Below are 21,724 nucleotides of genomic sequence, written 5' to 3' on the forward strand. Positions count from 1 at the left end.
AAATGTGTGAATGTCCTAACTTATCATTCGGCCAAGAAACAAATTATCTTTATGGCGCTATACTTCGTAATTACAGGAATAGTAATTCGTTTAATTGGATATTCGTTGCAAGGCAGCCTTTCTGCTTTTACACAAGCTGGCATCGGAAATTTACTTTCGGGAAATTTATCATTAGGTGATATGTTCCACTTTGACTTTAGCTTTGATACGAGTCAATTTGATGGATTTAGTTTTAATATGTGGATTGTTTTTATAAAAGACAAGATTCATAGTATTATAAATGATTTATTGCCTACTACATTAGGAGCAATTAATATGCTTATGATGGGCAAATACTTAACGGTAGAGCGTGCTATTAAATTAGGCATTAGGTTGTATTAAAAAATAAATAATTGGTAGAAAAAGAGACGTGATTTTTTAATTGCGTCTCTTTTTTATATACAAAAATAAAAATTGAGAGGATGTAGTAAATATGTTAGATCAAAATACGGATCGTAGTTGGTGGATGATTGGTGCAGTTTCTGTTGGTGGTGTTTTGTTAGGAGCAATCCTAATCGCTTATCCTGAAATTTTACAATCAGTAATTGATTTGTTTAAGCAAAAACTGGCTGCTGCATCAAAATAACTCTTTTAAATGTGGATGTTTAACCATTATCCAACAAATTAGGGGGAGTAAGCTCTCCCTTTATTTGCTTGGAAAGGAGTGAAAGAAGTGAAAGAACATCCTTTCATCCTAGTGATAATCGTTTTAGGGATTTTCTTAGTTTCCATAGGTGGTTATTACTATAGAGAGAATTTTGCTACTGATTCAGTCACACAAGGAGTTACAGAGACAGTTCGAGCGAGTGTAATTTCGAATGTAGATAATAGCTCTCGTGTGCAAAGTGGAGAGCTGTTTATTGTAAAGAGTGATTTTGAAAAGGATTTTAAAAAACGTATTGAGTCAAATAAGCTTGTGAAAATCAGTAACGATGCAACATATGAATTTAAGTACCGAGATAATAAGAATGGCTCTACTAAAGCAATTCGAGCCATTATCCATGACGGAGATCAAACGTATCAAGCAACTTATAAAGTAAGTATTGCAACATCCTAGCAGAAAGGAGAATTGTATGTTAGAAGCGTTTAAGAACGTAGCAGTAAAAAAGAAAAAAGACAGTAAATTTAACGATTTTAGCTCTGTGAATTTTCAAAAATCTTTAGAAACAATAAGAAATGATTTGAAAAACAGTAAAGCGGAATTAGTTATTGATGCCATGTTAAAAGAAGAAGCAAGACAAAAAATCAAAGATATTATTAAAGAGAAATATGCAGCTCATTTCATGGATTTTCCAGAAGATAAATTGGTTGAGGTTTATGAGTATGTGGTATCTGAAATTGTTGGAACAGGTGTTATAGAAAGGTTAATTAATGAACGTCCTGATATTACTGATATATCATATAACTCAAGTCACTTAATTGTAGAATCTAGTGATTATAAAGAAATTCATAGAGACACTGATCATCAAATTACGGAACAGTATATAACACGAGTAATACAGAAATTTGCTCATGCAGTGGGAAAAGAGTTTGCTCCTAAATCACCTATTTTTGATGGTGTTTATGACTCTGTACGTATTAATGCGGTTCATCACCAAAATACAACAGGGAATTCTACAATGTCATTAAGGATTGTTCGTCCGAGATTGGCATTACATGAAGGAAACTTTGAAACATTTGCTCCTACGTTCATGCTTGAATTCTTTAGAATTCTCATGGAAACCCGAAATAACATTGTGATTTCAGGAGAAACAGGGACAGGGAAAACCGAGTTTTTGAAGCTTTTGTTCTCATATATCCGATTTGAACATAAGGCAATTATGATTGAAGATGTTCCTGAAACGCATGTAAAAAAACTATTTCCTGATAAAGATGTGTTTAGTTGGTTAACGGGACATGGGGTTACTGTTACAGATCTTATAGAAGCTGCATTGCGAAATAATCCACGCTGGATAATGATTTCAGAATTACGTGGTAAAGAAGCATATGAGATGATTCAAGCGGTGTTCTCAGGACATCATATTGTTACTTCTTTACACTCTGTAGATGCAGAAACTTCTCCAAAACGACTTGTTAATATGTCAAAGATGGGATACCAATTTGATGAAAAATCTCTAGAAGAGGATATTTTGCGCTATTTTAATTTTGGATGCCATATTAAGCGATTGGTAGTAAAAACAACTAAACAAGGGAATGTACAGATTAATAGAGTTATTCGTTATCTAGCAAAGGTTGTGGAATATTCGCCAGAAGGTAACAGAATGGTATTTGAACAAAAATATAAAAATGGTAAATTTACTTATTCAACAGGAAATCTATCTGATCAATTTTATGAAAAGTTAGCGGAAAATGATATGAATTATAAACTTCCTGATTTTAAGGATGAAGTAGCCGTTAAAAAGGATTTAATCATTAGTAGATAAAAAATGGAAAACTCCGAGAAAGGAGGTAAAGGTTTGAAAATCTCTACTTTTAATGCAAAAACAAGAAAAAAGAAATTTGTGAATGCCGAAGAAATTAATGCATTCAAGGTAGCATATGGGAAACCCTTAAACAAAAAGGATTATATGAGATATGCAGCTATTCCAGGTCTAGTTACAGGGGTATTTTCTTTTCTCTTACTTTATATATGGTGGCTCTCATTAATTTTAGGATTGATGGGGGCACTATACGGATTGAAAGTGCTAATGCCTAATATTATTAAAAGGGCATATGAGCGTGATTCATTTAGGGAAAGAAATAAATTTGTCAATAATATGACCTCTCTCTTATCGAATGAAAATCAAACATTATTAATCTCCTTAAAACGAGCGATTAAGCGTGCAAATGGGGAGTTGAGGGAAGATTTAAATATATTAATGGCAAATATTATTGGGGCGGATCAAACACAGGTGATTCATGCTTTTAAACAACTGTCCAATAAATATCGAGAAGATATTACATTTGATCAGTATTTAGAACAACTTGAAACATGTGTTTTAGAGGGGAGAACAAACCTGGAGACATTGAAAGATATTAAAACTCATCACAATGAAACGAAAGAAAAAAAGGATGACTATGCAAGAAAGAAAGAGGGCCATATGAAAGATATGAAAACTCTTTGTTTTATTATAGTAGTGTTCATCTTGGCAATTACTGTTTCTTTTGGTGTTAATACGTATATAACAGCATTTGCAAGACACCCTATTGGCTGGGTTACGGGTGGTATTTATATGAGTACAATATTTTTCTTCTTTAAATCCTTTACTGCATACTTTTTCGATGATTCGATAATGGAGGTCAAAGTATGAAGATAGTAACAGCTAAAAGTAGTAAAAAAAATCGTTACAATCGATTACTGGCGGAAGAAGATTTATATAGCATGTTAGAAGAAATGGGAAATACAAAGGCAATGATTGATAAATTTCAAAAGAGACGATTGTTACAATCATTTGTTATGTGTATTTTCGGATTGCTATTAGGTTTGTTTCTCTCCAGTTGGTGCTACCTCATAGCAATTGGTCTACCAATTTTCTTGTATCGTTCTAAATATACACACGTTAATAAGGTATATAGTGCTTTTAAATTTGAAAGACATTTAAATTTTTCTAAATTCACTAGATTATTAATGCCTTACTTGAAAGAGGCGGGTGAATCAGTGAGTCTATATCAAGTTTTTCGTAAAATACTTAATCGTATGGAAAAGCCAGTAGATAAAAATTCGTTAGCTAAATTAATGTCGGAAATGACAGACAAACCAAATGATATTCAGCCATTCACCGATTATGCTATGCGTTCAAGTGGTAGCGATATGTCAATAAACTTTATGCAACTTGTTTATGATTTTCAACAAAATTCATCAGATACAAACGTTATTAATGAGTTAGGACAAATAGCAAGTGCTGAGTTACAAAGAGCAATCGATGAAATTATCGCTTTTAAGTTAAGACGATTTAATTTCTTCCCTACGAAAATGGTAATGAGTTCTTTCATATTAGTAGTAGGGTTTGCAGCAGCGGTATTGGTATATCACCTATCATCAATTAATCTCTCATAAATAATAGGGGAGGGTGAAATGAAAATGAGTGGGTGTAAAATATGTTAGATGGTTCAATTATGACAATTGTAAAATGGTTTGTAGGGTTAATGTTAATCATGCTGATGGTTGCAGTAACCCTTTTCGGCATTCAATTGAACGATGTAAATTCTTATAAACAACAGGTGAATTATCAAATAGAACGACATGGTGGATTAACAAAAGAATCTATTCAGAATTTGAAGGAATATAGTGATCGTCAATACAAAGGAGCTTTTACTATAAAAAGTGAGCAACTAAATAAAAAAGTTAATTACGGTGACGTTGTTGATTATCAGGTAATAGCAAATTTGAAAATCATACTTTTTAATTTACCTGATGTGAAGATGGAATTTCATGGATCTGCAATCTCGCAAGTACGCTAGAGAGTAGGTGTTTGAGAAATGCTAGAAAATAATACTTTTCGCTTAATAGTTCTTATGGGGGGAGTAATCACACTTATTGCGATTATAACAATATGTTTAGATGAAAAGCCTAATATGGAAGGTTTATTCCATCATTTTATTTCTCAAAAAAACACAAAGTATTAAGTAAAGGAGTCAATTAGATATGGCTAGGAAAGTTGGTAAAAATGAAAAAACACCATTGCAGAATGCAGCAGCGGTGCTTTTAAAGAAACAAGGAACGATATATGAGGAATGGTCTCAAAAGATTGTAAGTGACAATTGCTTATCTCTACTTCAAGGGGGAAATCCTGAGTGGAGAAATAAGATGTTAGAAGGAGCTGCGATGGATCTCATCGCAGCTTCTGTTGTTGAAGAGGAAAAAAAGAACAAAACACAAAGTCAATCGGATGCACAACCGAAACCTAATCATTTAACTCAAAATAATCAATCACATAAATAAGAAAGTGGGAATTTAAAATGGATCTATTCAATATTTTTGCTATCAAATTATTAACTTACAATGATTTCTTTGATTCTGTAAGTAATGCATTAACATCTTGGTCTGGAAAGTTACAAGGACTTGGTATAGCAGTTATTATTTTCTGTGTATGTATTATTGCTTTCATGTTCATGTTCGGCGAAGGGCCAAGCCGTACAGCGAAAAAATGGCTACTTTACATTGTTGTTGGTGGTGTTCTTTTATGGGGAGCAGGAACTTTCGCAAGTACAGTTCAAGGCGTTACAGCTGGTTTCTAAGAAACACACTGAAAGAGAAGCTTACTAATTGTGGGCTTCTCTTTTGTTTTAAAAAAATTCTATATTTGAAATGAGGTTAAGAGAGTGTATATTGTAGAGTTTTTACAAAAAGAACAATCAAAAGCTTTCAAAAAGTTTTTAAGGAAGAATAAAGCAGGGAACGGAAAACAACTAGGGTTAAAGGCAGCAGAAGAGTTAATTCAAAGATATATTGAACAAAATCAACAATCTGATCAAGTGCTACTGTTATTGCAAGATGTTGAGAATGAAAAGGCATATGAATTTGAATTACCGGTACAAGTAGGAAGTGAATTTTCTTTACTCAATGCTATTTCAAAAGACCTTGAAAAAGGAACAGATTATAACTTAGGAATGGAAATCAAACAAGGTATATATGAAAGTTACAGAGCTGAAGAAGGTGGAGCAGTTATAGAACATGAGGAAGGAGCACCTAAAAAGAAAAAAGGTGGCTTGTTCGCTAAATTGTTTGGAAAAAAGGAAGAAGTACCACATGGTGATAATGAAGTGAAAAAAGAGTTTGCAGGTGTAGAGGAAAATCCTTTTGAAGAAATGCCTATGCATGAATTGAAAAGTAGGGGAACACATCATTTTGAGGATGAAGATATTCAGGGGCTACAAGAACACGCTGCTGCTTTAGATGAAAAAGAAGATGATGATCCATTTACAATTGAAGAAGAAGAACAAGATGAATTACCCGCAGGAGTGAACTTGGAAAAAGTGGCTGAAGAACTACCATTTCCTACAAATGAAGTTGATTCAGTTCAAAGTATAGAAGAAGAGCTATTTAGTAACGGTTCAGACGTTCAGAAAACAAATCAAGAGCCTGTAATTGAAGCTCAGAACCAAGGTGTAACATTCCCTGATTATGAAGAATATCTGAACCTTAGTGAAGTTGAGACAAAGCAAGAAAGATATGATTCACGATTTACTATCAAGCACTTACTAAGTCGGTTTGGTATGAGTGAGGAAGCAACTACAGGGCTTGAAAAGAAAAAAATGCAATATGTAAAAAACGTGTTAAGTGGAAAAGATTTTTTGCTGATTCAAGATAAATATTACCAAGAAGTAAATAATTTGAGAGATGAAATCCGTTTGGCTCTTGAAAATATTTATAAAGAAGTCATGATGCGTGATTATCAAAAAGAAGCTGAAGAAAGGCTGCAAGACATTTTTGAACAAGGTTTCCAAACAAGGTTAGCAGAGTTAAATGAGTTTGAGAACAAAGAAATGCAAGAAATGCAAAAAAAATTATCTGTATTTACTGAAAAACAAAGATTAGCATTAGAGTCTTTTAAATTGCAGCAAGAAGCAGAATTTACGGCATATCAAACAGAATTAGAAGGGCGTAAGAATACGTTAGTAAGTGCGTGTGAAGAAGAATTAAAGAAAGAAAATGAAATTGAAAAGAGAAAAGCAACTTTAGAGAAAGTGTATGAGTTGAAAGTAGAAGGCAAAAAAGAACTGATCAATAAAAAGAACGAGTATTTATCTGATTCTATAGAAATGACAGAACAGATTATGAACGCTGCCAATGAACAACAAGAAGTGGGGTTTGCGGTTTTAGAGGATAAAATGAAGCAGTTAATCCCTGAATGGAAAGAAGAAATTCAAGCAGAGCACGATAAAGAAATGAAAGAACGTCAATTAAAAATAGAAGAAGAAAAGAACAGAATTGAAGTAGAAGCACTAAACTTACAACAAAGAAAAGAGGAAGCGAAAGAGGTAAGGAGCACCGATAGAGAACAGAAGCTATTGAATATCATAGAAGATTTAAAAGAAAAGTTATTAAAAGCTCATGCTAACCCAGAACAACAGCCACTACAACAACCAGTGATGATGTATCCGCAACCTGTACAACAGCCAGTATATATGTATCAACAGCCAGTACAACAAGCTCCAATACAGCCACAACAACCTGTAATGCAACAACAAACAAAAACGTCTACAAAAAAACGGAGAACATTTTTAGCTAGACTAATGGACTCTGAGTAAGTGGTTAATAAGGAGGGAATGCGAAAATGACACTATTAAAATTCAAGCGGAATAAGTACCTTCATCATAATTACAATATTGATGGTGAAGACCTGCCACAAGAAAAGAATAGGATAAATAAAAAAGCACTCGCAATTTCTTCACTTGCGGTGCTTTTTCCTTTAGGTGGACTAAATTTTGTAGCAGGTACGTACTACGCCATTGTAAATGAATTATCAAAAACGGTTGAAAAGCCAACTATTTTTGATGTATTTGGTACGGATTGGGAGAAAGGTATTTCAATTAAAAATGTTTTTCTTCCTGTTCTGCCTACAAATATGTACTTGTTTGGCTTATTAGCTTCTACGGTGATGGGTTTTTTGGTGTATTCAAAGGTTAATTATCGAAGTGACGAAAATGTAGCTTATGGTCAAAAGGGGGATAGCCGTTTTACTACAATTGAAGAAATTCAAGAACAGTATAGAGAAATTCCCGAAAAGACGGAAATGTTTGAGGGGTATGGCGGTGTTCCTGTATCACATTATAAGAACAAATATTATGTCGATACAGATACAGTCAATACAGCAATACTAGGGGTTTCTCGTTCAGGTAAAGGGGAAACGATTGTCGTACCAATGATTGATAATTTGAGTAGAGCAAAAAATCAATCAAGTATGGTTGTAAATGATCCGAAAGGAGGCGCGACACGTTCCTAAGTGAAAAGCTTAGGCACTGTCGAACTCAACAGTTCAGCAGTGAACTGTCATTTTGAGAAGTCAAATGAAGGAGTAACGTCTGGAAGGGCTTCCCTTAATCCTCCGACATGCAGGAAAGTAAGCAAGTACTGAACTGTGTGAAGCTCGGTGAAGTCGGTTGAAGGTTACCGTAAATTAGTATCTCTAATACGAAAGCTATTCAGCGGTGGATGGTGTAACTGATAGACCGGAGGTCTATAAAACACTCAAGGTTAGGATGCGCGATGAACTAGAGGCGATCGCTAGTAAGCGCAGACGAATCCCTGATGGTACGGGTCTATATCGGGAGGGAATCGAAAGGTTCTCTGACACAAATAAGTGTCGCTACTGTGGGTGAGTAAAACTCTCCTTTATGAAAGCCCATATATCGTTACAGGCGTTATTAAGGTAGCAGGCTCATAGGGGAAACCTAAAAGTGTATGTACAGATAAGAATGACGGAACGTGGTAAGCTGCCGACATGGAGGGCTTGTTCTCTTTGAAGTGTTGCCAAGGAAAGTCACAATGAGATTAGTTGTCGATATAACTTGGTTTAACGGCAGTGAAAGTGGTGGCACAGTACCGATGAAACGTGTAATGAACGTGGAGGGATAGCCACTAGTCGATTGAAGATTGAAGGTTACTATTGGTTAACATGGTTTCGAGTAAGACTAAGAGATGTAATGCTCCAAAGTAATAAGGAGGTTACAGCCCATGTTAAAGAAAACCAAGCTAAGACATAACGAATATTATGATACACAAAAAAAAGTGTATGACAATTTATACTCGAACAGTCTTAACGGTAACAATTTCTTTCAATTGGAAACGATGGAACGCCGTATGCCCGGAAACGGGCGCGTACGGTGTGAAGTGGGGGAAAAGCTGGAGATAATCTCAAAGGCTTACCTATCACTATAATTGTATAGTGCATCTAAAGAGACATTAGAAAAACGTGGGTATGATGTTCAAGTTTTGAATATCTCAGAACCCTTACAAGGAATGTCGTATAACCCGTTACAGTTAGTCATTGATGCATGGGTGAATGGCGATGACCAAGAAGCGGCTAAACGAGCGAATACATTAACATTCTCTCTTTATAACAACCCAAATGCTGGTGATAATGCATTCTTTAATACATCTGCACAAAATGCGATTAACGGTATTATTCTCGCTATCGTGGACTATTGTGTGAAGAATAACTGTATTGAAAAGATTACAATGCACAATGTATCTCAAATGCTAAATGAATTAGGTACTTTTTATTATAAAGAGAAGCCTGATGATTTTACCGAAAAGAGCGCATTAGATGAATATTTTAAGAGTCTACCGCAAGGTAATGTCGCAAAGATGCAGTATGGATCAACTAGCTTTGCAGGAGAAAAAGCAAAGGGGTCTATTCTAGCAACAGCCAATCAAGGGTTACAAACTTTTGCGGATAAAATGTTTGCAAAAATGACTTCGAAATCAAGCTTGGATTTAAAACAAGTAGGTTTTCCTAAAAATCTATTTTTTCAGTTGGATGAACGATTTTTGAATAAGCGTGTAACGGTATCTTTTCATAAGAATAACCAAGAAAAAACGGAAATTTTAAGCTATGAAATTAAGGTGAAAGCCTTAGGTATGTGCAACATGAACTTTGATGAATCCCTAGAAGATGGGGATTTATTACTAATTCGTTATCAAGATGTAGAAAACCAAAAAAAGAAGTACAGATTATTTTATAGCTTACAGTTTGAAAAACTGCTAGATGAAAAGGGGCAAGTTGTTTATCAAAAGAAAGAGGGATGCGAACATAAACCTGAGTATCAGCGTCAAGTCACACTGATTTTAAAAGCTAATACTTTTCCTTTACAACCGAAAGCGAAGTTATCGTATTCCAATAAGCCTACAGCTGTATTTATGATCGTCCCCGACTACGATAAGTCGAATCACGCACTAGCAAGTATTTTTGTTAAGCAGCTGTATACAGAGCTATCGATGAATTGTAATGATACAAAGGGTAAAAAGTGTTATAGGCGTGTCCATTTCTTACTAGATGAGTTTGGTAATATGCCACCTATTGATGATATGGGTGGGGTATTAACGGTTTGTGCTGGGCGTAATATGCTGTTTAATTTGGTGCTTCAGTCATACTCGCAAATTGAGAAACTATATGATAAGCAAGCGAAAGAAATCAAACAAAACTGTCAAAATCATCTTTATATTATGTCGACAGATCCTGAAACAATTGAAGAAATTTCAAAACGTGCTGGACATGAAACTATTATTGGAAAATCTTCCAATGAAAGTCACTTGGATACAGATAACAAGGTAACGAAAAGTGCAGACCAACAACGTATCATCTCTCCAGATAGATTATCACAATTTCTTGAGGGAGAAACTTTAGTTATTCGTGCATTGCATAGACAAGATTTAAATAGGAAAAAAGTGCGACCATATCCGATTTTTAATACACAAGGAATGACAATGCCTTTTCGTTGGCAATTTCTATCGAGCTTGTTTGATACTTCAAATGATTTAAATGATATTGATATTCCTTCCTTACATACAGGATTAGATTTAACAGAGCTATACCTAAACTTCTTGGATTTTATATTAAATCCAGTTGCGAAAAAGGAATATATTAAAAAGCAACAAGCTAATCCTGTAGTGAAAAAAGAGCAAACAGATATTAATGAAGCGATTAAATCGCTCATTGGTCTTGTGAAAGAGAAAAGAAATAGAAACGACACTGAAGATATTCAGAAACGACTTGTACAAATGCTATTAGATTATGCAAAACATACCATCGTTCCAAAGACGGAAGAAGTGAAGTTTTTAAAAGAACATTCTTCAGATGATGAAATCAAGATGTATTTAGAAAAAATATTGGACATGTTGGTAGAGTAATTGATTTGAAATCAAGCAGAAAGGTAGAAAAGTAATGGCTACTATGAAAATAAAAGAATGGATGTTACGTAGTAAAAAATCTTTAGTTCTAGGGATTTTAGCAGTCGCAATGCTATTTGGAAGTTTCACGTTCACACCGATTGCGTATGCTTTTGATTGGTACAAATTTCTTGGTCTGAAAGATGTGGATACAGAAAAAGCAATTGTCTTTTTAAAAAATGAGTGGATACAATATGCTGATTTTTTAGGTTCTATTTGGCAAACAATTCAAGGAGGGATAATAAAGACATTACTCTATATCGTATCAGCGCTAGAAGGACTAATTCCTGACACTTTTTCTTTTTTTGATGTGCTAAAAGATGCAGGATTAAATGACTTTGCATCATCTATTATAAAGGGTTTATTCTATGCCTTATTCGTATTAGTTGTCGTATGGTTAGGGATTAGAACAATTATTCAGCATAAGCCCCCACGTTTTAAATCAGTAGGAGTTAACATTATTGTAATGATTGGCTTACTAGGTGGATTAAATGAGTTGATGGCGGATATGCAGAAGATATCCACTGATTTCTTTTCGGAAACGACAAACACTAGTAAAACAAAAGATGGATTGGCTTGGGATTTAGTCAAGCAGAATACAGCTGATCTGATTTATTTAAGTAAAACAGGATTCGATCCAATACGAGGGAAAAAGGAAAATGAACCAGCAATTTCATCTACAGATAATAAACCGAAAAATGGAATGGGAAAGGAAGTCTTCCTTCAAGCAAATTTGGGGGATATAGTGACACCAGAGTCTATAGAAGATTTATCAAAGCAGGATGGAATTCCTGAAGAAACGAAATTTTTATCTTATAAAATTACAAATGATGGGGATAAAGAAGTAATAGAAGAAATAAAGAATAGTGTGTTTAATCCATTTAAGGATAAATTTCCAGGGGGCTATGTTCGTTATCCAATGAACTTCGGGACTATATTTTTGGGGTTATTAGCTCTAGGAGTTGCTTATTTATTTACAGTTTTCGTATTTGTGATGACGATATTTGAAATTGCCATGAAGAAAATTATTGCGCCAATTGTATTCGTTACAGATATTGAAACGGGCGAAAAAACAAAAATGGTAATGCAGGATATCTTTAAAGGGTTCTTAATATTTGCCTTTACAGGTTTAAATTTAAGATTCTATACAATTATCGTTAACTATTTAGCAGAGAAAAACATCAATGCGTTTTTATATATCGTAGCAATGGTTTGTTTAACTGTCGCATTAATTAAAGGATCAGAATCTATTTTAAAATACTTTGGTGTTGATGTTGGATTAAAAGAAGGAAAGAATCACTTAATGGGTATGGTTGGCGGAGCTATGGCAGCGAAAGGAGCTGTGAAGGGCGTTGGTCGTATGTTTAGTGGTGCGAAGAACCTAATGAGTGGTGGAAGTGGACAAACACGAGAGGATACGCCTAAACGCTCTGAAATGGACTCGAATCATGAGAGTGCTGATCTACATGGAGAACAAAAGAATAATGCTAAAGGCGGCGGTATGCAAGCGAAGAAATTTGCTAGAAATACGGGCGCTGCGTTGAGTTATGCTACTAATCGTGGAGTTGGCGGCATGATGAATGATGCAGGAAATAAAGTGGCTGAGACTGTTGGTGGCGCTGTTGATAAAGGGAAAGAAAAAGTATCAGGCGTTGCGAAAGGCGTATCGGACGGTGTGAAAGGTACTGTAAGTGAATTTAAGAGTGGTCAAGAGCAAGGTAAAGAAAAGGCACAAGAAAATGCTGATCGTCAAACACTAAATACAATAGGTAAAGGTATTCAAAATAATGCAAATGCAGGTATAGAGCCATCTGCTAGCCCTAAGATGGCTAATCGTTCGAATGTAGCTTCTATTTCAAATGAAGGGCAGCAAGGCAATGTAAAAGGCGAAAGACAAACAGCGGAACGAGAAATCGAATTACAAAACAAACTAAGAAATACAGGAAGAGAAGAATCACAGCAAGGCAATGTAAAAGGCGAAAGACAAACAGCAGAACGAGAAATCGAATTACAAAACAAACTAAGAAATACAGGAAGAGAAGAATCACAGCAAGGCAATGTAAAAGGCGAAAGACAAACAGCAGAACGAGAAATCGAATTACAAAACAAACTAAGAAATACAGGAAGAGAAGAATCACAGCAAGGCAATGTGAAAGGCGAAAGACAAACAGCAGAACGAGAAATCGAATTACAAAACAAACTAAGAAATACAGGAAGAGAAGAAGGACAGCAAGGCAATGTGAAAGGCGAAAGACAGACAGCAGAACGAGAAATCGAATTACAAAACAAACTAAGAAATACAGGAAGAGAAGAAGGACAGCAAGGCAATGTAAAAGGCGAAAGACAAATAGCAGAGCGAGAGATTGAGCTACAAAATAAATTAAGAAATACCGGAGGTACTGAAGCATCGCAAGGAAATATAAAATCAGGGACACAAACAGTACAGCGTGATGTGAACGTTCAAGATACATTAAGAAATACAGGTGGAACAGGAACAATCAATAGTGATGCAAAAGCAGGTGTAGCAACAGTACAACGTGATGTAAATGTACAAAACAATGTAAGAGGAAGTGAAGCGGTAAATAACGATGTAAAAGCAGGCTCAACCACGGTACAACGAGATGTGAATGTACAAAACAATATAAGAGGAAATGAAGCGGTAGAGCATACTGCAAGGGCAGGAGCAGCAACAGTACAACGTGATGTAAATGTACAAAACAATGTAAGAGGAAGTGAAGCGGTAAATAACGATGTAAAAGCAGGCTCAACCACGGTACAACGAGATGTGAATGTACAAAACAATATAAGAGGAAATGAAGCGGTAGAGCATACTGCAAGGGCAGGAGCAGCAACAGTACAACGTGATGTAAATGTACAAAACAATGTAAGAGGAAGTGAAGCGGTAAATAACGATGTAAAAGCAGGCTCAACCACGGTACAACGAGATGTGAATGTACAAAACAATATAAGAGGAAATGAAGCGGTAGAGCATACTGCAAGGGCAGGAGCAGCAACAGTACAGCGAGATGTAAATGTACAAAACAATGTAAGAGGAAGTGAAGCGGTAAATAACGATGTAAAAGCAGGCTCAACCACGGTACAACGAGATGTGAATGTACAAAACAATATAAGAGGAAATGAAGCGGTAGAGCATACTGCAAGGGCAGGAGCAGCAACAGTACAACGAGATGTAAATGTACAAAATAATGTAAGAGGAAATGAAGCGGTAGAGCATACTGCAAGGGCAGGAGCAGCAACAGTACAGCGAGATGTAAATGTACAAGATAATGTAGTAGAAAGAACAAAATCAGGATTAAGACAAAGAGGAAGTAAACATAATCGGACAGATCAATTACGTAGAAAATGAGATTAGGAGGGTTAGCTGTGAAAGTAATTGATATTGCGAATCAAAGAAGAATTTACTTTGAGATGAAACAGCGAGAATCACAGGCGAGTATCTTAATAATAATAGCGGGATTGTTTGCTGCCGTCGCTATAATGGTTTTTCAAATAAGTTTTGAATTAGATCATTTATATCATTACATTGTTATTTTTTCCTTTCTAACTTATTTTTCTCTCCATCTGTACTCGAAAAACAAGTCATCAAAAAATAGAGAGAAAGCAAAAGGGATTTTAAGATGAATAACTGGATATTTGCTATCTTGATGTTAGGAGTTGCGATTGTGTTAAGCATGATCGCAACTTTTTTTAAACAGATTTTTAGAGTGCTAAGGCGAAAGAAGAAAAAAGATCCTAAGTTGGTTACAGTAATGAACGCTGAGTATGTAAATCAAGATTTTTTTGGGGGGAATTTTAATGAAAGAGTTTCTAATAGAAATACTAAATAATCAATTTGTAATGCAAATTATCTTTACAACAACACTTTCATTTGTAGTATATATGATATGTTTTATTGCCTATAATGGAGGGTTTTGGAGAGATATGCAATTAGATGCTTCAGAGCATATCTTTCTTGAGCTTGATCCTTTACTGCGCATTATAGTAAAACCTGCCTTATTAAGTTGGCTAATATATGACAAGCCCTTTATTAAGCAATGGTTTTTATGGTCTTTAGATCATACTTTAGTGAAATGGATTATTGGGATTTTATTTGTATTAATTGTGGGGGTATGGATTTTACAAATAGCAATGTGGGTATATTGCTTTGTAAGAGAAACTATTTACGCAATTATACGTTGGAAAAGAAAACAAAGGATAGCATTTACAACACAGGAAGAAGAAATATTTGATTTTTGTGTAGACAAATTTCCGAGTTATACAGAAAAATATTTAGCTAATGAATTAACTGATTCTGTAGAAGCAAAGGAGATAATTTATAAGTCATTTTTATGCTTGCACATTTTGAATCCTAAAGGTTTGCGTAATTATTATGGTTTGCGTGTTTATGAATATGATATTAAAGATTATCCTGAGGAACATCCAGTTAAACAATATTATGCTAAGTTTGAAAAGTATCCACTTTTTATAAAGGAACGTATGGAAAACGATAGTAAAATGTTTAAAACTATGAACCTATATATTAAAAGTACGATAAGAGAGTATAAGTCTTGTAACAATAAGGGGGAAAAATAAAATTTATAACGTAATAAGGGGAGTGTTGAGTAATGGAAATGATGCGTAATCCTAAGAATACAAAGCAAGAAATTAAGTTAGCCTTCTTTTATATCATGGATGGAGCAATCATAGTTCTAATGTTAGTACTAGCAAGTTATATGTCGAAGCTTGTTCCAGTCGGAGGACTTGGAAGGATAATGTTTTATGTGCTGTTTGGGGCGTTTGGGGTGTTCTTATGTATTAAACCTCATAACAGTCCTACAAATAGAAATATATTTGTGATTTTGGATATGTTGAAGATGGACAATAAAAACTATCATCCAATTGAAGTAAATACCATAAGCAGCGAAACAAAAAAGAAATAGGAATGAAAGGAGAGTGCAGATATAGCGCTCTCCTTTTTTATATCTCATGAAAGGAAAGATGAAGATGAAAGTTGCGACAGTTGAATCTAAAAAAGTAAACCGAAAGAGACAAGTTGAGTCAGAGAAAAGTAATGGAAAACAAAGTTTTATTTCAACGATCTTTGCTTCTTTTAAAAATACGGATGCATCAATTGTTGATGTTGCACCTTATAAACGACTGGAACAAAAAAAGGGGATCTTAGTAGATCGTAGAGACAACTTGCAGGTGTATTTAAAGGTAAAGACTACGGACTTAATTTCTATGAACAAAGATGATTTAAATCGATTTATGAATCAGTTAACTAGTTTATGTCGTGTGTATCATGAGCCATTCAAGATTTTGTCTCTAACGTACTCTACAGAAACAACAGAACAACAGGTGTACTGGAAGCGCATGGCGCTACGTTATCAAGGGAAAATGAGTCAAGATGTGTCAGAGAGAAACGAAGAACACTTATGGTCTCAACGCTATAGTTTAGCAATTGAAAATTTAAATCGGGTACTGTGGGTAGAAAAGAATTTAAAGGAATTGGCTTTCTTCATTGTTGTGTATGCAAAAAATGAAACAGAGTTAGTAAAGAATGTGAAGGACATGAAGCGCTATGGTGGACGTCAATTTAACTTGCAGAATATGAAAGCAAAAGAAGTTGAGAAGCTAATCTTTAAGCTACAAAACATGAATTCAGAAATGTAAAAGGAGGAAATGAATAATGGTAAAGTTGGGGAAAAAAGAACACCGAAAATATCGTACTGAAGGATATGATTTAGATTTTATTTCGAGGGTGCAGCCGCAAGGTGGCATTAAATTTAATGAGAAGTACATAGCGCAAGGTGATTGCTATGTTGCATGTTTACATGTGTACTATCTAGCTGAAGATATTCCTCCGCTATGGCTAACGGCACTCATGAACAATAAAGATACCGTTTCAAGTGTAGACATAGCGACAGCGAATAAAGAAGAAGTAGTAAAAGACATTAACCGTTCTATTACTGAATTAAAAGACCGTATGACATCAGAACGTCGTTCTACTGATCGTGACGATGCTCATTGGGAACTACAAAATTTAACAGACTTTGCTCGTTCTATTACGCAGCAAGGTGAAATTGTTAAACTCATAAAGTTGCGTATCTTCATATATGATCCAGTGCTAGAACAATTGGAGAAAAGAATTGGTGATATTAAGAAAGAAATTGCGGGGCAGAACTATAAAGCGCAAGTGTATGTTTTTAAACAAAAAGAAGAGTGGCAAACATTGTTTGCAAGCTATGACGATCAAATAGAATACTTGGGAGTGAAAAGTGGCTATCCATTACCTTCACAAAATATTGGTTTCGGTATTCCATTTCATCATCAAGATTTAAAAGATCCAAGAGGAATTTATCTAGGACAAACTACTACAGGTGGCGCATTTATTTTAGATCCGTTTTTCTCTACAAGTACTAGAACATCATTTAGTGGTTTCATCTTTGGTAAGATGGGTGCTGGTAAATCAACACTACTTAAACAAATCGAAGAAGGATTGGTTGCGAAAGATTGCTTCATTCGTGGTTTTGATAAAGCAAGAGATTATTACACAATTGTGCAGCAGCAAGGCGGTAAAATAATTGATTTAAGTGGGGTTCAAGATTCGGAAGAAGTAGAAACAGGAATGATAAACCCCTTAGAAGTATTCGCAACGAAAATTACAAATACAGGTGCAGTTGATGAGAAAGGTTCATTCATTCAACATATTTCTAAAGTCACGAATATGGTTCGATTTTTAAATTCAGAATTTGATGATACGGTGATTCAAGAGTTTCGTAAACATTTGTATGCTTTCTATATTGAGTGGGGACTTGTACCTCAAAAGGGAAGTGATCGCCCGTACAAAGTAACGGGATTCCCTCCTAATCACTATCCAATTTTAGAAGATTTTTATAAATATTTAAGTGAGCTGAAGCTAGAAGCGGGAGCAACACCACAACGTCTCCGTGATTTAGAAGCAATCAAATTGCAGGTGGAGGACATGATTACGGTGTACGGTGATATGTTTAACGGTCATACAACACTTAAAAACTTTGAAAATGAGCAGATTGTTTTCTTTGATATTGATGGGATTTCAAAATACGATAAATCAGTTTTTAACTGTCAATTGTTTACCGCATTAACATTGATTTGGAGTCATGCGCTTAAAAATGGTCGTCAAATGAAGTATTTACGAGAAGAAAAAAACTTATCAATAGAAGACGTTAAGTATTTCATGGTTTTCCTTGATGAGTGTCATAACATTATCAATTCGCAAAATGAATTTGCCAATCGTTATGTATTAGAGTTCGAACGTGAGATGCGAAAATTCTTTGCAGGTATATTTTTTGCGACACAATCCCCACAAGAAATGTTACCACCACCAGGAAGTACAGTGGATGTGTCTACGATGAAAGCCATCTTTGAATTAACTCAATACAAAATATTCTTGAACATGGATAACTCCGTGTTAGAGACTTTAAAAAGTGTTCTAGGTGAGAGTTTAACAGAATCGGAGTTTCGTATCTTACCTGAGTTGAAACGAGGGGAAGCAATTGTACAGGTAAGTTCTACTGAAACATATAACGTGATGTTTGATCCTGACGAGAAACAATTAGAACGCTTTAAAGGTGGTCAGTAAAATGGCAGCGACGCAAGAAACAGCAATAGACAAGTATAAGAAAGTGAAAAGAATAAAATGGCTCGTTCGCTTGTTAGGTGGTTCTACAGGAGTAATAATTGCGGCAGCCATTACGATTCTTTTAATTGTTAGTATGGCGATTTTGGGTGGAGAAAGCTCTACAGGTACACCGAATGGTGGCATAAGTGGGAATGCTTCAGTGCAGAATTTACCACCTGAAGTCATGAGGTGGCAATCGATGGTGGAGCAGGAATGTGCAGCGCAAGGTGTACCAGAGCTAGTTCCATATGTACTAGCAATTATTATGGTAGAGAGCAATGGTATTTCAGAAAAACTACCTGATATTATGCAGTCTTCAGGCGCGACACGTTTCTCTATAAGCGTTTAGACGTGAAGTGAGAGTGTTGCTGAAATTTATCTTAAGCAACAATAACTAATATATCGAGAGTTGGAATGAAAATCGTCATGTTGAATTGAAACAACTCCATTAATACTCCTACATGCATGATTTGTTAGTAGACAGATTGTGTATGAAGCTAGGTGAAGTCGGCTGAACGAGCCTAAGTGATTTTTAATCATATGGTGTAGGATAGGTCGGATGGCTGAAAAGATAACTATGGTGAGAATGTCCCTTATGGGTCTGACGAATTTGCGAAGGTACGGGTCTAAAATTGCACTATACCGAAAGGTATAGCACACAAGAGTGTGGTAGGGTACCGAGAAGTACGAATCTGACGGTAGGAAATCGGGATAAGCAACGATGAGCTTATAAACTCTACAGGCTTATAGCAAACACCTACGGTTATCATGAATAGCTAGATATATTGGAACGTGGGAAGCAAAAAACTGCTAAATGAAAACAGCTACTACTGGGCAGGTGGATATAAGGTAATTAGCCGAAATTCCTTTATTTTTGTGAAGGTAGGGGCACAGTACCGTTGAAGCGTCTAATGAACGTGGAGGGATGGCCCCAAGTCTAGTTTGTTTTATGTTTAATTTTAAGAAAATGAAGCTCAATGGTCAGGTAGGAATGTGGGCAAAAACCTAGGAGGTTTCCACAGTTGAGCACAACAATGAGATATTGGGAATATTACAATATGCAAGAAACATTTGATAGGTTATATGAAGAAAGTCAAGGAAATAAATCATTCCATGGTCTATATGAATTGATTACTTCGGAGAACAATATTCTTTTAGCATACCGAACAATAAAATCTAACAAGGGGTCCAAAACCGCTGGCACGGATTTGTTCACGATAGATAATTATAAACCAATGTATAAAAAGGAATTCTTATCATTGGTTTGTAAACAACTAGAGATATACAAACCAAAAGCAGTAAAGAGAGTTTTTATTCCTAAGTCCAATGGAGATAAAAGACCTTTAGGAATTCCAACAATGTTTGATCGGTTAATTCAACAAATGATTAGGCAAATTTTGGAGCCGATTTGCGAGGCGAAATTTTACGAACATAGTTATGGATTTCGTCCGATGAGAGGAACAAAACATGCCATTTCTAGAGTAATGTTTTTGATAAGCAGAAATACTTTTCATTACGCGGTAGATATAGATATAAAAGGATTCTTTGACAATGTTAATCACACATTACTTCTAAAACAATTGTGGAATATGGGTATTAAAGATAAGCGAGTGTTAAAACTTATCTATTTAATTCTAAAAGCACCAATTAAGGGATTTGGAATTCCAAAAAAGGGAACACCACAAGGTGGAATACTCTCGCCATTACTATCCAATATAGTTTTAAATGATTTAGACCAATGGATAGCAAGCCAATGGCACTATTTTGAAACATCATATCCATATACAAATAATGCAAATCAAAAGCGAGCAATGAAAGGTACCAAATTGAAACAAGGATTTATTGTTCGTTATGCAGATGATTTTAAAATTATGGCAAAGGATTTCCGAACGGCACAAAAATGGTTTTTCGCGACAAAAATGTATCTCAAGGAACGATTAAAGTTGGACATTTCACCAGAAAAATCCAGAATAATCAACCTTAGAAAAAACAAATCTGAGTTCTTAGGATATTTATTATATGTAGTACCCAAAAGAAACAAATGGGTTTGTAACTCTAGGATATCAAATAAGAAAAAGAAGCAAATCAAACTTGAGATCAAAAAGCGAATAAAAGCTATTCAGTTGTCATCAACTCGGAAAAATGTGCAATTATATAATGCCTATGTACTTGGACTGCGTAACTATTTTAGGTATGTTACACATGTAAATATTGAAATGAAACAGCTTGCATTTAACCTATCATTAGTAATATTCAATCGATTAAAAAGTGTCGGGAAATATGAAGTTCCAATCAATGCACCTCCGGTGTTTACAAAATTCTTTAAAAATAATTATCGAACATTTAAAGTATGTGGTATTTACTTATTTCCACTAGCGGATATACAAACAGCAACTATATGGAATTACACGCAAACCCAAACACCTTACAATCAAAAAGGCCGAAAGATTGCCAAACATATTGAGTTAAATAAATTGGTATTAGGCGAAATTAAGAAACTACTAACTGCAAATATCCCTAATGAAAGTATAGAGTACTTGGATAATCGAATGGCAAGGTATTCTATGTTGAATGGAAAATGTGAGATACTTAAAGAATTTTTACCAGCAAGTGAGCTACATTGCCACCACTATATTCCGAAGGGATTAGGCGGAACAGATGAGTATGAAAATCTTAGAATCATTCATAAAGAAATTCATAGATTAATTCACATGACAAATAAACAAACGATTGAATCCTACTTTCAAAAACACTCGTTGACTGTGGAACAAGTTAAACGAATAAACCAATATCGAAGAGCTTGTAATTTAGAAAAAATTAAACAATAAACAAATTAGATGGAGCGCCGTATGAGGTGAAAGTCTCACGTACGGTGTGGAGTGGGGGAAAAGGTAGAGATAACTTCAAATCCTTACCTATCACTAACAGGGGCAATATGGAGACATGAGCTCATCTTGTATTGGTGTAAAGGGGAATGCTCGTGTAGGGTGTATTAAAGATCCCAATATTTCTATAGAAGCAGGTGTACGGGAATTTAAAGATGTACTAGGAAAGGTCAATGGTGACATTGCACTCGCTTTGCAGTCGTACAACTGTGCGACACGTTCCTAACTGAAAAGGTTAGGCGCTGATTCAATATTCAGCAGAACTAT

At 35.1% G+C, this 21,724-nt stretch carries 19 protein-coding genes and 4 pseudogenes; all 23 read left to right on the forward strand.

What is annotated here, in order from left to right; genetic code table 11:
• Positions 1-6 precede the first annotated feature (6 nt).
• Complete coding sequence (locus tag ACXKY9_RS30640; RefSeq protein ID WP_016097494.1) at positions 7-381, forward strand: hypothetical protein; 375 nt, start codon at positions 7-9, stop codon at positions 379-381.
• Between the two features lie 91 nt (positions 382-472).
• A complete protein-coding gene (locus ACXKY9_RS30645) occupies positions 473-625 on the forward strand; it encodes a hypothetical protein (protein WP_016097493.1) in 153 nt (50 codons plus the stop codon).
• An 87-nt stretch (positions 626-712) separates the two neighbouring features.
• Positions 713-1,096: a hypothetical protein gene (locus tag ACXKY9_RS30650; protein WP_016097492.1), complete on the forward strand. Its 384-nt coding sequence runs from the start codon at positions 713-715 to the stop codon at positions 1,094-1,096.
• Between the two features lie 16 nt (positions 1,097-1,112).
• On the forward strand, positions 1,113-2,462 hold the full coding sequence (locus ACXKY9_RS30655) for a CpaF/VirB11 family protein (protein ID WP_016097491.1): 1,350 nt from the start codon (positions 1,113-1,115) through the stop codon (positions 2,460-2,462).
• Positions 2,463-2,495: 33 nt separating this feature from the next.
• Positions 2,496-3,329, forward strand: coding sequence for a hypothetical protein (locus ACXKY9_RS30660; RefSeq protein ID WP_016097490.1), 834 nt, complete (start codon positions 2,496-2,498; stop codon positions 3,327-3,329).
• Positions 3,326-4,075 (forward strand): hypothetical protein, encoded by a 750-nt coding sequence (locus ACXKY9_RS30665; protein WP_016097489.1) that lies wholly within the window; start codon positions 3,326-3,328, stop codon positions 4,073-4,075. Before ACXKY9_RS30660 ends, ACXKY9_RS30665 begins: the two co-directional genes overlap by 4 nt.
• Positions 4,076-4,116: 41 nt before the next feature.
• The gene (locus tag ACXKY9_RS30670; protein ID WP_016097488.1) at positions 4,117-4,479 is read left to right on the forward strand and encodes a hypothetical protein; all 363 of its coding nucleotides are present in this window, start codon (positions 4,117-4,119) and stop codon (positions 4,477-4,479) included.
• Between the two features lie 18 nt (positions 4,480-4,497).
• A complete protein-coding gene (locus tag ACXKY9_RS30675; protein ID WP_016097487.1) occupies positions 4,498-4,644 on the forward strand; it encodes a hypothetical protein in 147 nt (48 codons plus the stop codon).
• 19 nt (positions 4,645-4,663) lie between these two features.
• A complete protein-coding gene (locus ACXKY9_RS30680) occupies positions 4,664-4,960 on the forward strand; it encodes a hypothetical protein (RefSeq protein ID WP_016097486.1) in 297 nt (98 codons plus the stop codon).
• Positions 4,961-4,977: 17 nt separating this feature from the next.
• Entirely contained in the window at positions 4,978-5,256 is a 279-nt protein-coding gene (locus ACXKY9_RS30685) for a TrbC/VirB2 family protein (protein ID WP_016097485.1), read from the forward strand.
• Between the two features lie 84 nt (positions 5,257-5,340).
• Positions 5,341-7,269: a coiled-coil domain-containing protein gene (locus tag ACXKY9_RS30690; RefSeq protein WP_016097484.1), complete on the forward strand. Its 1,929-nt coding sequence runs from the start codon at positions 5,341-5,343 to the stop codon at positions 7,267-7,269.
• Between the two features lie 26 nt (positions 7,270-7,295).
• Positions 7,296-7,946, forward strand: a pseudogene (locus ACXKY9_RS30695) (type IV secretory system conjugative DNA transfer family protein); the annotation flags it as partial.
• A 953-nt stretch (positions 7,947-8,899) separates the two neighbouring features.
• Positions 8,900-10,870 (forward strand): annotated as a pseudogene (locus ACXKY9_RS30700) (VirD4-like conjugal transfer protein, CD1115 family); the annotation flags it as partial.
• Positions 10,871-10,904: 34 nt separating this feature from the next.
• Entirely contained in the window at positions 10,905-14,276 is a 3,372-nt protein-coding gene (locus ACXKY9_RS30705) for a pLS20_p028 family conjugation system transmembrane protein (RefSeq protein WP_047225425.1), read from the forward strand.
• Positions 14,273-14,551: a hypothetical protein gene (locus ACXKY9_RS30710; protein WP_016097298.1), complete on the forward strand. Its 279-nt coding sequence runs from the start codon at positions 14,273-14,275 to the stop codon at positions 14,549-14,551. Before ACXKY9_RS30705 ends, ACXKY9_RS30710 begins: the two co-directional genes overlap by 4 nt.
• Positions 14,548-14,757 (forward strand): hypothetical protein, encoded by a 210-nt coding sequence (locus ACXKY9_RS30715; RefSeq protein WP_016097299.1) that lies wholly within the window; start codon positions 14,548-14,550, stop codon positions 14,755-14,757. The genes ACXKY9_RS30710 and ACXKY9_RS30715 overlap by 4 nt, the downstream gene beginning before the upstream one ends.
• Positions 14,726-15,502: a hypothetical protein gene (locus ACXKY9_RS30720; RefSeq protein WP_016097300.1), complete on the forward strand. Its 777-nt coding sequence runs from the start codon at positions 14,726-14,728 to the stop codon at positions 15,500-15,502. The genes ACXKY9_RS30715 and ACXKY9_RS30720 overlap by 32 nt, the downstream gene beginning before the upstream one ends.
• 32 nt (positions 15,503-15,534) lie before the next feature.
• Entirely contained in the window at positions 15,535-15,849 is a 315-nt protein-coding gene (locus ACXKY9_RS30725; protein ID WP_016097301.1) for a DUF5592 family protein, read from the forward strand.
• 64 nt (positions 15,850-15,913) lie between these two features.
• Positions 15,914-16,582, forward strand: coding sequence for a TraC-like domain-containing protein (locus tag ACXKY9_RS30730; RefSeq protein ID WP_016097302.1), 669 nt, complete (start codon positions 15,914-15,916; stop codon positions 16,580-16,582).
• A gap of 16 nt (positions 16,583-16,598) precedes the next feature.
• Positions 16,599-18,533 carry a VirB4 family type IV secretion system protein gene (locus ACXKY9_RS30735; RefSeq protein ID WP_016097303.1) on the forward strand — a complete coding sequence of 645 codons (1,935 nt, stop codon included), beginning with the start codon at positions 16,599-16,601 and terminating at the stop codon, positions 18,531-18,533.
• 1 nt (position 18,534) lies between these two features.
• Positions 18,535-18,891, forward strand: a pseudogene (locus ACXKY9_RS30740) (lysozyme family protein); the annotation flags it as partial.
• A gap of 703 nt (positions 18,892-19,594) precedes the next feature.
• Complete coding sequence (ltrA, locus tag ACXKY9_RS30745; protein WP_000108316.1) at positions 19,595-21,400, forward strand: group II intron reverse transcriptase/maturase; 1,806 nt, start codon at positions 19,595-19,597, stop codon at positions 21,398-21,400.
• Between the two features lie 97 nt (positions 21,401-21,497).
• Positions 21,498-21,665: pseudogene (locus tag ACXKY9_RS30750) on the forward strand (transglycosylase SLT domain-containing protein); the annotation flags it as partial.
• Positions 21,666-21,724: the final 59 nt, after the last annotated feature.

The organism is Bacillus sp. 2175 (genome assembly GCF_057812155.1).